This is a genomic window from Phormidium sp. FACHB-1136, assembly GCF_014697375.1.
Classification (GTDB): domain Bacteria; phylum Cyanobacteriota; class Cyanobacteriia; order Phormidesmidales; family Phormidesmidaceae; genus Nodosilinea.
On sequence record NZ_JACJRS010000133.1, the window covers coordinates 1 to 12,593 of the forward strand.

A 12,593-nucleotide genomic window follows, 5' to 3' on the forward strand; every position below is an offset into this window, starting at 1 on the left:
GGTGATCTGGAATTTGCTTTAATTGCTCTATGAGAACCATGGGCTGAGGGGCAAAATAACATCTCAATCCATCCTCATTTTTCTTCGCTGGTATGAAACCACCCTGCTAGCCCCCCTTGGAAAGGGGGGAACCGGAGTCAAAGTCCCCCTTGAAAAGGGGGATTTAGGGGGTTCTCCCAGCATTTGACCAGTGGCAACCAGATCTGGGTATGTAGTAGCCTAACGGCCTAGTAGGGCCATTTCCAGTGGGTGATTTCGTCCTGGTCTTTGCCCTCGGTGTGAGCATAGGTGAGGCATTCGATGATTTTATTTTTCATCTTTTCCTTCACATGGGCGGCGGCGGAACCCAGTTTGGGCACCCGGTCGATCACGTCGATCACCAGGTTAAAGCGGTCGATCTGGTTGTTGATCGCCAGTTCTAGCGGGGTGTTGATGTTGCCCTGCTCTTTGTAGCCCCGCACATGGATGCGCTCTTGGTTAGAGCGGCGATAGACCAGCTTGTGGATGAGCCAGGGGTAGCCGTGGAAGTTAAAGATTACGGGCTTATCTTTCGTGAACAGGGAGTCGAAGTCCCGATCACTCAGCCCGTGGGGGTGTTCTCCTTCGGAAACCAGTTTGAACAGGTCAACCACGTTGACAAACCGCACCTTCAGGTAGGGGAACTCCTCCCGCAGAATGGCGGTGGCGGCGAGGGATTCCTTGGTGGAAATGTCGCCGCAACAGGCCATGATTACGTCGGGGATGTCCGGCTCGGTGCCGCAGTCGTCGTTGCTGGCCCAGTCCCAAATGCCGATGCCCTTGGTGCAGTGCTGGACGGCCTGCTCCATATTCAGGTATTGCAGATGGTTCTGCTTGTCGGACACGATGACGTTGATGTAGTCTACGCTGCGGAAGCAGTGGTCGGCCACGGAGAGCAGGCAGTTGGCGTCGGGGGGGAAGTAGAGCCGCACCACGTCGGGGCTTTTGTTGGTGACGAGATCGACGTAACCGGGATCCTGGTGGCTGAAGCCGTTGTGATCCTGCCGCCACACCAGCGACGACAGCAGAATATTCAGCGACGACACCGACCGCCGCCAGGGCACATGGTTTTTGCAGATGTCCAGCCATTTGGCGTGCTGGTTGAACATGGAGCTAACCACATGGGCAAAGGCTTCGTAGGTGTGGAAAAAGCCGTGGCGTCCGGTCAGCAGGTAGCCCTCCAGCCAGCCTTGGAGGGTGTGTTCGCTCAGCATTTCCATTACGCGGCCCTCGCGGGAGAGTTCGCTGCCGTCCATGTCCTCCGGCAGAAACTCCGCCATCCAGGCTTTTTTGGTGACTTCGTAGACTGGATGCAGACGGTTGGAGTGGGTTTCGTCTGGCCCCATCAGCCGGAAGTTTTTGGGGTTGTCGCGCATGATGTCGCGCATGAAGATGCCCAGAGCCTTGGTGTTTTCAAACTCCACGCTGCCGGGATGGGGCACCGGAATTTCGTAGTCCCGGAAGTCTGGCATTTTCAGCGCCTTACGCAGCAACCCGCCGTTGGCGTGGGGGTTGGCGCTCATGCGGCGATGGCCAACGGGGGCCAGTTCCTTCAGTTCAGGCATCAACGTCCCGTTTTCGTCGAACAGTTCCTCCGGCCCATAGCTCCGCATCCAGGTTTCTAGGTCGCGCAGGTGTTCGGGGTTGCTGTGCATGCCGCCCATGGGCACTTGGTGCGCTCGCCAAAAGCCTTCCACCTTGTGGCCATCCACGTAGCTCGGCCCCGTCCAGCCCTTGGGCGACCGCAGCACAATCATCGGCCAGCGGGGGCGTTCCACACTGCCGTTAATGCGGGCTTCCCGCTGGATTTCCTTAATTTTGAGGACGCATTCCTCCATCACCGCCGCCATTTTCTGGTGCATCTCGGTGGGGTCGCTGCCCTCCACAAAGTAGGGGGTGTAGCCATAGCCGTAAAACAGGGCGTTTAGCTCGTCGTGGGAAATGCGGGAGAGAATGCTGGGGTTGGCGATTTTGTAGCCGTTGAGGTTGAGAATCGGCAGCACCGCCCCATCCCGTGCCGGGTTGATGAACTTGTTGGAGTGCCATGCCGTCGCCAATGGCCCCGTTTCCGCCTCGCCATCCCCCGCTACGCAGGTGACGATCAGGTCGGGATTATCCAGCACCGCCCCGTAGGCGTGGGAAATGCTGTAGCCCAATTCGCCGCCTTCATGAATCGAACCCGGTGTTTCGGGGGTGACGTGGCTGCCGATGTGCCCAGGAAAGGAAAACTGCTTGAAGAAGCGCTGCATCCCTTCTTCGTCTTCGCTTTTGTCGGGATAGATCTCCGAGTAGGTGCCCTCTAGATACACCGGGCCGAGGACACCAGGGGCACCGTGGCCAGGGCCAGCCACAAAGATCATATCCAGGTCGTACTTTTTAATCAGTCGATTGCAGTGGACGTAGGTAAAACTCAGGGCCGGAGACGCGCCCCAGTGACCCAGCAGGCGATGTTTAACGTGCTCTGGCTTCAGGGGTTCCTTCAGCAGGGGGTTGTCTTTTAGATAGATCATGCCCACCGCCAGGTAATTACAGGCGCGCCAATAGGCATGGAGTTTGTAAAGCTCGTCGTCGGTCAGGGCTTGGGACGGGGGAGAAAATGCAACTACCATAGGTATGCCAAGTTGAGAGTGCAATGGGATGGGCCAAACGGGCAACGGTCTAACGCCCCACGGCCTAAACGAACAAATACCAACTGCGTCCTTGGACAGACCTCTGCACCCTAGCAACTCCGCTTTAAGCCGGGGTTAATGGCACGGGGCTAGGTAACCAGAGGTGTCTATCTCCTTCTCCTTGGCCCCCAGGCTAACACCTCTTTTTCGATCAATTCGTAGGCAAAACATCACTAACAGGCTACCAACCGTAGGGTATGGCATCAATTGAGGTACAGCGGGAAGGCCATTATCAAACCCACCTGACGCAACCATAGCGACCCGACGCTAGGCGCTACGCGATTCCCAGCGCTATTGACATGGCTATTGCGTGATCTGGCTGGTGTGATGACACGCCCTAGGCTAGGGGATATTGGTAAACCTGGATGCGCATTCCTTCGCTAGGGAGATCGCTGGGGCGAATGGAGAGGCTACCTTGGGGGGCGCGGGTGATGGGGGTGCCCTGCATCAGGGTGAGGAAGGTATCGAGGGGGCTGAGGTCGCAGGTGTCGCTGGCGGCGGTTGTGAGGTAGTGGGTGGGGATGACAACTCTGGGCCGGAGCACCTGAATAGCTTGGACGGCTTCCTCTGCCGTGTAGGCTTTGGGGCCACCGCCCACGGGTACCAGCAGCACATCGGGCCGACCGAGCAGAATTTGTTCCTCCACCCGCAGGGGCGTGGCTGCACCGCCCATGTGGACGATGGTGATTCCGGCCTGAGTCCATTTCCAGATGGTGTTGTTGCCAAAGCGTCGCCCACCCTCACGGTCGTGGGGGGTGAGCACACCTTGGATGCGCATATTTTCAAAGTCGTAGACCCCCGGTTCTGCCAGCACCCTTGGGTTGCCGGGTAGATCGTTGAGGTAGCCTTCGTCGAACAATCGGCTGCTAATCATGACGATATCGGCGGGCTGGGCTGGGTTGGGGAAGCCCGCCGTACAGCCCAGCGGGCGGAAGGGGTTCGACAAAATGCGTCGTCCACCCCCGGTAAACAAAAAAGCGGTGTGGCCGAGGCTGCGTAGGGTGAGGCGGTCGGCCTGTTGGGCTTGGGCGGTATGGCGATGCATGAGCCCTAGCCCGATGGTGGCCGCTAGTCCAGAACCTGCATACCCCAGTAGTTTTCGCCGTTTCATGGCCGTTTTCTCTCCCACACTGCATTAGGTCGCCCTAGATAGTGTAGTCTAGCCCGACCCTTTCCACGGTCATCCGCCGCGATAGACCAGTTTGCTCCACTGGATCAGACCTGGATTAGGCGATTGGCAGGCTGCCTGAGGTTGGGGGCTATCCCTAGGTATGGGCGGGGGGATTAGGCGGGGTTTGATCGGGGATAGTTACCGAATTCGAGCCTGATAGGATGGGGATGTTGCCCAACTATTTTCAATGGTCTCGCATCCTTAATGTAGAGAATGTAGAGCTATCAAGATCATGGTAGGGCAGGCAGGAGGCCCGCCAAGGAGACAGCCAAGATGGCGGTTCTACATTGAGTTTGTGATCTCCTGATCCTGATTTGATCCTCATTTTGTACCCTACGTTGCTATGCAGGCCCAGAGTCCCAGCCCATCGATCACCGATGCCGTTCTAACCAATATCGCCCCACCCCTCCAGGCAGATCGGGCGGTCTATCGCATCCTAGACGCCAACTTAGATCGGGCTAGGGAGGGGCTGCGGATTATCGAGGAATGGTGTCGGTTTGGGCTAAACGATGCCCAGCGAACGGATCAGATTAAGCATTTGCGCCAAACCCTAGCCCAGTGGCATGCCCCAACCCTACGCCAAGCCCGCGACACCCCCGGCGATCCAGGGACAGCCCTCACCCACCCCCAGGAGGCCATGCGGGGAGATGTGGTCGATGTGCTCCAGGCTAATTTGTGCCGGGTGCAGGAGGCGCTGCGGGTGCTGGAGGAATACGGCAAACTCTACCGCAGCGACTTTGCCGCCGCCTGTAAGGCCATGCGCTACCAGGTCTACACGCTCGAAAGCGACCTCCTGGGGGGGCAACGGCGGCAACGGCTGCGCCAGTCCTTCGTCTATCTGGTTACCTCGCCCCAGGAGAATCTCGTGGCCACGGTGGAAGCGGCCCTGAAGGGGGGCATCACCCTAGTGCAGTATCGCGATAAAAACACCGAAGATGACGTGCGGTTCCAACGCGCCCAGCAGTTGCGGGAGATCTGCCATCGCTACCAAGCCTTGTTTTTAGTGAATGATCGGGTCGATTTGGCCCTCGCAGTGGGGGCCGATGGCGTTCACCTAGGCCAGACAGATATGCCCGTTGCCGTGGCCCGTCGGCTGCTTGGCCCCCAGGCGATTATTGGTCGATCCACCACCAACCCAGAGGAAATGCGCCGCGCCCTAGAAGAAGGGGCCGACTACCTTGGGGTTGGCCCGGTCTATAGCACCCCCACCAAACCGGGCAAAGCCGCCGCCGGATTGGATTACGTGCGCTATGCCGCCGCCCATGCCCCGGTGCCGTGGTTTGCCATTGGCGGTATTGATGCCGACAACCTAGGTGAGGTTCGGCAAGCCGGAGCCCAGCGGGTGGCCCTGGTGCGGGCGGTGATGGAGGCCGACAACCCCACCCAATCCGCCCAGACCATCGTGGCCCAACTGCGGGCTGGGGGGTGAGCCAAAACACCAAAAAGGGGGAACCGAAGTTCCCCCAATCATGACATCGACGGAGTGGGTGGGTTAAACCGGGTGATGTCCCCTAGGCACCCACAAAGACCGTGCTACTGATAACGACATCGGTGACGATAACTCGGCGAATCCTGCCCCTAGGCTTCCGTGGGTTCACCGTCGGCCTGGCTGGCTTCTAGGGTGGGCTTGCCCAGACTAATTTTCACCACCTTGGTTTGGGCTTCTACCACCTTGGGCAGGGTGAGGGTGAGGACACCCTGTTCAAACTGAGCGGCCACCTGGCTATTTTGAATCGGTTCCGGCAGGTTAATCACCCGTTGGAAGTGGCCATAGCGGACATCATCATAGAGAAGTTTTGCGCCCTCTGGCAGTTCCAATTCAGGGCGTTGGCCCGACAGAGAAATGGTGTCGGCAGTTACCTGCACATCCAACTCATCGGGCTCAATGCCTACTAAGTGAGCCAGGAGCAGGAAGTGATCACCGTGATCGAGCAAACGCATGGCCGGAGCCCAGTCTGCACGGGGCAGAACTTCAGCGGCCAAGTCACCAAAGACGTCATTAATTTGGCGACGAATGGCGTTAATTTCAGACATGGGATCGAGATAACGACGGATGATCATTGAGGCTACCTCCTAGTAGTTGAACTCCAACCTCATGGCTCTATGATGGGCCATTTTAAGAGGAGCCTCTAGGGGCATAAACCCTAATCTGATGGGGGGTTTCCCCACCGACCGCACCGAACCCAGAAACCCGAACCTGCTGTCACAGAATGTCTACAAAATACCTGCTGAACCTGAGTTTGGGAGAAATCCAGGGTTTAATCCTCTGGCTCGCTTTCTAAGCGCTGTTTGGCTTCCTGGAGCCGCTCTAGGTGGTTGGGCTCCACTTCGGGATAGGCCAGATTGAGGGACTTCAGCTTTTGGTGGATAAAGTGGGCTACAGCGAGACGGGTAAACCACTTGTTATCAGCGGGGATGACGTGCCAGGGTGCCCATTCGGTTCCGGTTTGGGTAAACACCTCCTCGTAGGCGGTTTGGTAATCATTCCAGCGGGCGCGATCCTCCACATCCGAGAGGGAAAATTTCCAGTTTTTCTCAGGGCGATTGATGCGGTCTAAGAATCGCCGTTTTTGTTCGGCCTTAGAGACATTGAGGAAAAACTTCATCACCACAATGCCGTTATTCACCAGATATTTCTCAAAATTATTGATTTCATCAAATCGCTGCTTCCAGATATTGCCCTTGCGGGTACTGGGGGGAAGCTGCTGTCGATCCAGTAGATGAGGATGCACCCTGACCACGAGGACTTCTTCGTAGTAGGAACGGTTGAAAATGCCGATGTTGCCCCGTTCCGGCAACCGTCGATAGGAGGTCCACAAATAGTCGTGATCCAGTTCCTCTGCCGAGGGTGGCTTGAAGCTAAAGACTTGGCACCCCTGGGGATTGATCCCGGACATGACGTGTTTGATGGTGCTGTCTTTCCCCGCCGCATCCATGGCCTGAAAAATGAGCAACAGGGCGTAGGTATTTTGGGCATAGAGTATATCCTGGTAGCGGGCCAGATCCTCAATGCCTGACTGAAGATATTCCCTCGCCTCCTTTTTCTTGAAGTCGCCCGTAAACCCCGGATCGAAGTCCTTGAGCTTAATTTTTTTACCAGGCTTGGCCACCATGGTCTCGGGCTGCATGGCTGTAATAAAGGATTTAGAGTCCATCGCGTGTGCCGTAGGAGGTCTCCTCTAGCAAAGCGCCTTTTCCGCTCACTTAACCCAACCTTAAGGAATATTTAGGCCCATACCCCCTAGACCCCTCAGATCTTGAAGCCCCCCAGCCGAGTTGCCCCGTGATGGCGATCTCCAGGGTCGCCGTAGGGTGTTGATGCCCCACTAGCCTGTGACGAATGGGTGGAGAGACCGTATTTACTGGGATACCTGGTCAAGAAAACTTACGTAATTTCACGTAAAGGCGAAGCGAGGTCATCTGGGTATGCTAGGAAGGCAATGGCTGGTTGCAGTCTTGCTGAACCGGATCCCAATCCGGTTCCTGCGGTAGGTATCGTTCCCATACCTGAAGATGATGTGAACCACAGGGGTTGAATTTTCAAGACTTGATGAATCTGCCCGATTCTGCGTGATCCTCCGGTGAGAGCCACCTGTTAATATAGTCATAATTCCCCTGGTCATAATTACGGACGTAGTTAAGGGGTACGCTCGGGGGCATCCGCACACCGTTGGTCTGGAAGACGGGGATTCTATCGTGTTGCTCTAGTTTCCCTGAGGGGTTTCTCCCGATCTAGCCACTTCCCTAGCATTATTAAGGTGGGCCTTCTATGCGAATCCTGATCTACTCCTACAACTACTATCCTGAGCCAATCGGTATTGCGCCGCTCATGACAGAGTTGGCTGAGGGATTGGTCGCTAGGGGGCACCAGGTACGGGTGGTTACCGCCATGCCCAACTACCCAGAGCGCGAAATATACGAAGCCTATCGCGGCCAACTGTATAAGACTGAGATTCGTAACGGGGTGCAAATCCAGCGTTGCTTCGTGATGACGCCGAAGAAGGCTGGACTGCTGGGTCGCCTTGCCCTAGAGATCAGCTTTATCACCCTCAGCTTTACCCAAGCCCTACGCGGTTGGCGACCCGATGTCATTCTCAACACTAGCCCATCCCTGCCAGCTTGCGTTCCCGTGGCTCTCCTCAAAAGCTGGTTCCGCTGCCCTAGCGTCCTGAACCTACAGGACATTTTGCCGGAAGCGGCCATCCAAACCGGAATGATCAGCAACCCCTTGGCTATCCGAGTGTTTGAGGTTTTAGAAGCCTGGGCCTACCGCAGTGCCACCCATATCAGCGTCATTGCCCAGGGCTTTCGGGAGAACCTGCTGTCTAAGGGGGTGCCCAATTCTAAAATTGCCTCCATCTCCAACTGGGTGGATGTCAACTTTATCACCCCGCAACCGACGGAAACTAGCCAGTTTCGCCAGCGCCACCACCTGCAAAATAAGTTTGTGGTGCTCTACACGGGTAACATCGCCGAAACCCAGGGCATCGACAACACCCTTCAAGCAGCCCGATGCCTGGCTCAGTACCCGGATATTCATCTGGTGATTGTGGGTGAAGGGAAAAAGCTTGACCGCCTTGAGCCGTTGTGTCAGCAGTGGGGGCTTACCAATGTCTCGCTGTTGCCCTTCGTGCCTCGCGAAGACTTGCCGGATCTACTGGCAGCGGCGGATGTCTCCTTAATTATGCAAAAGCGGAATGTGGTGGGCTTTAATATGCCCTCTAAAACCCAGGTACTGTTGGCCAGTGGCCGTCCCATCGTGGCTTCGGTGCCACACCAGGGCACCGCAGCCCAGGCCATTCGAGACAGTAGGGGCGGTTTGGTCGTGGCTCCCGAAGACCCTGCAGCCCTAGCGGCTGGCATCCTTCAGCTTTACCACAATCCTCGCCAAGCTCAGCAGCTAGCTCGTCAGGGCCGCCAGTACGCTCTGGACAACTACTCCTTTAAGCGAGCTCTAGATCGCTACGAAGATCTGTTCCATGACCTCATCACCGAGTCTTACCCCGTGGTGCAGCGGTCTGTCAAAACTGTCCTGGCCCTAGAGATGGCTCGGAAGTAGACGCGGAAATCGGCGATTGGCGATTAGTCGGTGGCAAGTTGGCCCCCTCCTAGTTGGACTCCTCAATGGCGAGGGAAACTCGGTCGCCTCCAATCTGGCGCATATCTCCTAAGAACTGCATCACTTGTTCGTAGGGGAGATCTGGGTTGGGCAACAGAAAAATGGTGTCGTTGGGATTGCGGCTGAGGTAGGCTTCCATTTGGGCTTGGAGTGCCTGGATATCAATGGGTTGGCCGTTGAGCATTACCTCGTTTTCGCCCACCAGCTCGATGATGAAAGGATCGGCGGGGAGGGGGACGGGTTCATCGTTTTGCTGCTCCCCTGGTAGCTGGATGTCCACCAGGGTTTCGCTACCCAGGGTGGCGGTGATTACCACGAAGAAGGCCAAAACCCCCATCATTACCGTCAGCATGGGGATGAGGTCAACCTGGGGTGGGGGCGGGCTAGACTGGGATTTAAAACGCATGGAGCTTATCCAAGGCGGTCAGAGGTACGCATGAGGTCGCCACGCTGGGCGGGTTCTGGGAAAGACTGGGCGGGCTCATGCCAGTATTGGCGGTAGATCAGCTCTAGCTCATTGCCCACATCCGAAAAGTAGTCGATTTGTTGGGCCTGGAGGGTAATCATGACCCGGAACACTAGCAGCGCCAGAATCGCCACTACCATGCCTGCCGCCGTGGTAATCAGGGCTTCCCCAATGCCCGCTGCCGCCGCCGTGGCCTGCTCCCCCGACCCACCGCCGCCAATATTGAGGTTGCCGAAGGTGGCAATCAACCCTGTCACCGTGCCTAACAGCCCTAGCAGTGGCGCAACGGCCACCACCGTTTCCAGCAGTTTGTCGCCCTTGCGCATTTGCACAAATTCCCGGTCTCCCGCCGTTTCCATGGCCAGCCGAAAGGTTTCTGGAGTCGGTCGGTTTAGCCGCAGGGGAGCCAACAGAAAACGGCCAATGGGTAAGTCTTGGGCTTGGGTGGCCAGGGCTGCGGCCTCGCTGAGATCGCGGCGGGCCGCCTCCAGTACCGCACTCACCACCTGATCCTCACGTTTCAGCAGCTTGGTCCAAAATAGGGTACGTTCCAAGGCGGTGGCCATGGTTAGCACCGAACATCCCACAATCGGCACCATGACGGGGCCACCTTTTGCCAAGAAATCAAGAACGGTTGTCATAGGTTGGGGATAAGCCGTGAATCAGGACAGGGCGACCTGTAACCATAGTACCGGAGCACCTCTTGGAACCTTGAAGCCTAGAGATTAAGTCTCAGAAATTATGGCTTTAAGGGTAGATTAACCTTAAGTTAATCATTGTCTCCGGGCACGTAGGGGCGGTTGATCGGGCGTCCTGTGGGGCCATTGTGGGTGGTCTGTTTGACGGCATTGGGCGTGGTCGGGGTAGCCATGGTATCAGGGGAAGGCGCACTAGAGGTAGAGGCCGGACTATCGGTCGGGGTGGCCGTCGGTTGAGATTGGGGTCGTTCGTCAGAAACGGCAGCGGTCACCATGGATCGGCTGGTTCGCAATTCTTTCCAGTCCAAGTTGCCCGTCGCATTGACCATGACCAAAACGGCGGAGATGCTGTCGTCCCCATCGGTGAGGCCACCCACCACCCGACACTCAAACCGATCTCCCGGCTGGTTGGCCCGATAGATGGCTTCCCCACAGTCCACTAAGGCCCGCTGGCCCAGGGCTTCAGTCAACCCTTGCTGAAGGCCAGCCTCCACTTTAGGCAAGCTAAGGATCACCTTAGAGTTGGGGACATCCCAGGTGACCGTTCCCCGATCATCCTGCTGAGTCACGTTGATGGTAAACGTACCCTCCGGGTCTAGCTCGCCCACACAGCGGAAAAAGGCTCCCGCATGGGGGACAACATCACGGGGACATCGCACCTCCCTCAAGGCCAATCGGCGTCCCTGGCGTTCAAGATCCGCCTGGATACGATCCTCCACGGTGGTCATGTCCAACCGCTGGCCACAGGCTGCCAGGGGCACCACACTGAGAATTACAGATAAAACAGACCATTTGAAAAACTGGTGAGGCATAGTGCAACCTGTCTAGGGGGAAAACACGTCCAGACCATCAAAGCCCCTTCTATGTTGTATCACCTAGATCGCCAGACTAGCTGACGACACCTATCCACCCACCATGCCCACGGACACCCTCCCCAACGACTCCATAATCTGTGATAAAATTCCCTACAAGCCATTTTGGCCAACACCATGCGGGTGTAGTTTAGTGGTAAAACCTTAGCCTTCCAAGCTAATGATGGGGGTTCGATTCCCCCCACCCGCTTATCAACTGTACAGTGACCGCCGCCGAATGGCAGCGAGTCTATGAACTCAAGTAGAGGCAAGGTCTCTTCGCCCAAGGGCAGGTCTCCCCGACCCTAGGGTTTGATATCGGGAGTGGGGGTCATGTAGTGCTGGGCCATGGCGATGGCGTCTTTAGCGAATCGGTTCCGCACCTCCTCTGGGCCGATGACGATGCAGTTGGCCCCATAGCGGCGCACTTCGCGGAAAAACCAGAAGGTGTGACAAATCTGGCGCACAATGCGGCGAGCTTTGTGGTCGGGGAGCCATTCGTTCACCAGGTCGGCCTTGGTTTTAGATCGATAGCTAAAGGCGAGGGCATTGAGCAACCAAAACTCCACTTCAATAGCGCTGAGATCGGGTTGCCAGTGGCCTGCGGCGGGGGAGATGACCGCTTCTTCAGGGATGCGGTCGAGGCGCAGTGACCAGTTGTGGAGCAGGGCCGGGATGTCGCGGCTACCTTCGGTTTCGTCGCACCAGCAGTTGAGGTATTGGCGCTCTTCGTAGGTGACGATTTTGGCATGGCGAATGGTGAAGTTCCACAGGCGGCCAGCGGCGTCTTGGTAGGTGAGACAAAAGGGGCGTTGGCGGCGGATGCCTTGCTCCAGATCTGTGCGCCAGGAGGTGCTGGGTTTGGCCAGAAAGGCTTCAATTTCCTGGCGGAGTGGGTGGTTAATTTCGCTGCGTTCCAACAGCAGGGTGGCCAGTTCCACCGCTTCACTGAGGTAGCCCAGGTCAATGCAGATGTTACGGGCGCGGTTGAGGGCATCGATGCGCTCCTGAGCCCAGCCGTGGTTAATGGCGAGGCGCAGTTCTCCCAGGGCAATGGCTTTGACGAGTTTTGAGATATTGGGCTGACTGCCCCAGGTTTGGTCAAAGGTGAGGGCCAGGGACTCAAGCTGCTGCTTTTCCTGATCCGATACCGAGAGTGTGAGGGCGCGACCTTTGCGAGTCATAGGTGTGATAGCCCGATTGTACGGACACTTCTTGGAATAGGTCTCTTGAAGATCTCCATTGTCGTTGCCATGATGGGGGAAATCAACAAAGTACGGACAGTTTACTAAAGGTGAATTTTGGTAAATGTCCGTTACTCTCTGTTGGCGTTTGTAACGGCGTGGCCCTCGGCCCTCACCCCCAGCCCCTCTCCATGCCATGGCTACTCAGTACACACATTTTGCTTTCATGCCGCAAGTCCTTGGGGATCCCCCTAAATCCCCCTTAGAAAGGGGGACTTTGATTCCGGTTCCCCCCTTTCTAAGGGGGGCTAGGCAGGGTGGTTTCATACGAGTAAAGAAAAAACATAGTGGATCCGATTGGCCCAAAGTCTGAGGGCTTGAGGCACGGTTCGCCAGCCTTGCCGTCGGGCTAGGGTA

10 protein-coding genes and 1 tRNA gene are annotated in these 12,593 nt (G+C 56.8%); 3 read left to right on the plus strand and 8 right to left on the minus strand.

The genetic code is table 11. The features are described from left to right. Positions 1-227: 227 nt before the first annotated feature. Entirely contained in the window at positions 228-2,627 is a 2,400-nt protein-coding gene (locus H6G62_RS24050; protein ID WP_190499935.1) for a phosphoketolase family protein, read from the minus strand. Positions 2,628-3,024: 397 nt separating this feature from the next. After that, on the minus strand, positions 3,025-3,798 hold the full coding sequence (locus H6G62_RS24055) for an MBL fold metallo-hydrolase (protein WP_190499937.1): 774 nt from the start codon (positions 3,796-3,798) through the stop codon (positions 3,025-3,027). 403 nt (positions 3,799-4,201) lie between these two features. Between H6G62_RS24055 and H6G62_RS24060 the strand changes: the two genes are divergently transcribed. Next, positions 4,202-5,287, plus strand: a complete 1,086-nt coding sequence (locus H6G62_RS24060) for a thiamine phosphate synthase (protein WP_190499939.1) — start codon at positions 4,202-4,204, stop codon at positions 5,285-5,287. A gap of 149 nt (positions 5,288-5,436) precedes the next feature. On the opposite strand, the gene H6G62_RS24065 is transcribed toward H6G62_RS24060, so the two are convergent. Both H6G62_RS24065 and H6G62_RS24070 read right to left on the minus strand, forming a co-directional pair. After that, positions 5,437-5,919: an Hsp20/alpha crystallin family protein gene (locus H6G62_RS24065; RefSeq protein ID WP_190499940.1), complete on the minus strand. Its 483-nt coding sequence runs from the start codon at positions 5,917-5,919 to the stop codon at positions 5,437-5,439. Positions 5,920-6,116: 197 nt separating this feature from the next. Beyond that, the gene (locus tag H6G62_RS24070) at positions 6,117-7,013 is read right to left on the minus strand and encodes a polyphosphate kinase 2 family protein (protein ID WP_190499942.1); all 897 of its coding nucleotides are present in this window, start codon (positions 7,011-7,013) and stop codon (positions 6,117-6,119) included. A gap of 614 nt (positions 7,014-7,627) precedes the next feature. On the opposite strand from H6G62_RS24070, the gene H6G62_RS24075 reads away from it, so the two are divergent. After that, positions 7,628-8,917, plus strand: a complete 1,290-nt coding sequence (locus tag H6G62_RS24075) for a glycosyltransferase family 4 protein (protein ID WP_190499944.1) — start codon at positions 7,628-7,630, stop codon at positions 8,915-8,917. A gap of 49 nt (positions 8,918-8,966) precedes the next feature. Here H6G62_RS24075 and H6G62_RS24080 read toward each other — a convergent pair whose 3' ends face one another. The 3 genes from H6G62_RS24080 to H6G62_RS24090 all read right to left on the minus strand — a co-directional run bounded on the left by H6G62_RS24080 (position 8,967) and on the right by H6G62_RS24090 (position 10,953). After that, positions 8,967-9,383, minus strand: a complete 417-nt coding sequence (locus tag H6G62_RS24080; protein WP_190499946.1) for a biopolymer transporter ExbD — start codon at positions 9,381-9,383, stop codon at positions 8,967-8,969. A 5-nt stretch (positions 9,384-9,388) separates the two neighbouring features. Next, positions 9,389-10,084, minus strand: a complete 696-nt coding sequence (locus tag H6G62_RS24085) for a MotA/TolQ/ExbB proton channel family protein (RefSeq protein ID WP_190499948.1) — start codon at positions 10,082-10,084, stop codon at positions 9,389-9,391. 128 nt (positions 10,085-10,212) lie between these two features. Then, positions 10,213-10,953 carry a DUF4333 domain-containing protein gene (locus tag H6G62_RS24090; protein ID WP_190499950.1) on the minus strand — a complete coding sequence of 247 codons (741 nt, stop codon included), beginning with the start codon at positions 10,951-10,953 and terminating at the stop codon, positions 10,213-10,215. Between the two features lie 179 nt (positions 10,954-11,132). Between H6G62_RS24090 and H6G62_RS24095 the strand changes: the two genes are divergently transcribed. Next, positions 11,133-11,203 (plus strand) — tRNA-Gly (locus H6G62_RS24095). A gap of 94 nt (positions 11,204-11,297) precedes the next feature. Here H6G62_RS24095 and H6G62_RS24100 read toward each other — a convergent pair. Continuing rightward, positions 11,298-12,176 carry a WYL domain-containing protein gene (locus H6G62_RS24100; RefSeq protein ID WP_190499952.1) on the minus strand — a complete coding sequence of 293 codons (879 nt, stop codon included), beginning with the start codon at positions 12,174-12,176 and terminating at the stop codon, positions 11,298-11,300. Positions 12,177-12,593 lie beyond the last annotated feature (417 nt).

Excerpts from the sequence above, each read along its gene's own strand:
- H6G62_RS24050 (WP_190499935.1), bottom strand. The coding sequence starts at position 2,627 with ATGGTAGTTGCATTTTCTCCCCCGTCCCAAGCCCTGACCGACGACGAG.
- H6G62_RS24055 (WP_190499937.1), bottom strand. The coding sequence starts at position 3,798 with ATGAAACGGCGAAAACTACTGGGGTATGCAGGTTCTGGACTAGCGGCC.
- H6G62_RS24060 (WP_190499939.1), top strand. The coding sequence starts at position 4,202 with ATGCAGGCCCAGAGTCCCAGCCCATCGATCACCGATGCCGTTCTAACC.
- H6G62_RS24065 (WP_190499940.1), bottom strand. The coding sequence starts at position 5,919 with ATGATCATCCGTCGTTATCTCGATCCCATGTCTGAAATTAACGCCATT.
- H6G62_RS24070 (WP_190499942.1), bottom strand. The coding sequence starts at position 7,013 with ATGGACTCTAAATCCTTTATTACAGCCATGCAGCCCGAGACCATGGTG.
- H6G62_RS24075 (WP_190499944.1), top strand. The coding sequence starts at position 7,628 with ATGCGAATCCTGATCTACTCCTACAACTACTATCCTGAGCCAATCGGT.
- H6G62_RS24080 (WP_190499946.1), bottom strand. The coding sequence starts at position 9,383 with ATGCGTTTTAAATCCCAGTCTAGCCCGCCCCCACCCCAGGTTGACCTC.
- H6G62_RS24085 (WP_190499948.1), bottom strand. The coding sequence starts at position 10,084 with ATGACAACCGTTCTTGATTTCTTGGCAAAAGGTGGCCCCGTCATGGTG.
- H6G62_RS24090 (WP_190499950.1), bottom strand. The coding sequence starts at position 10,953 with ATGCCTCACCAGTTTTTCAAATGGTCTGTTTTATCTGTAATTCTCAGT.
- H6G62_RS24100 (WP_190499952.1), bottom strand. The coding sequence starts at position 12,176 with ATGACTCGCAAAGGTCGCGCCCTCACACTCTCGGTATCGGATCAGGAA.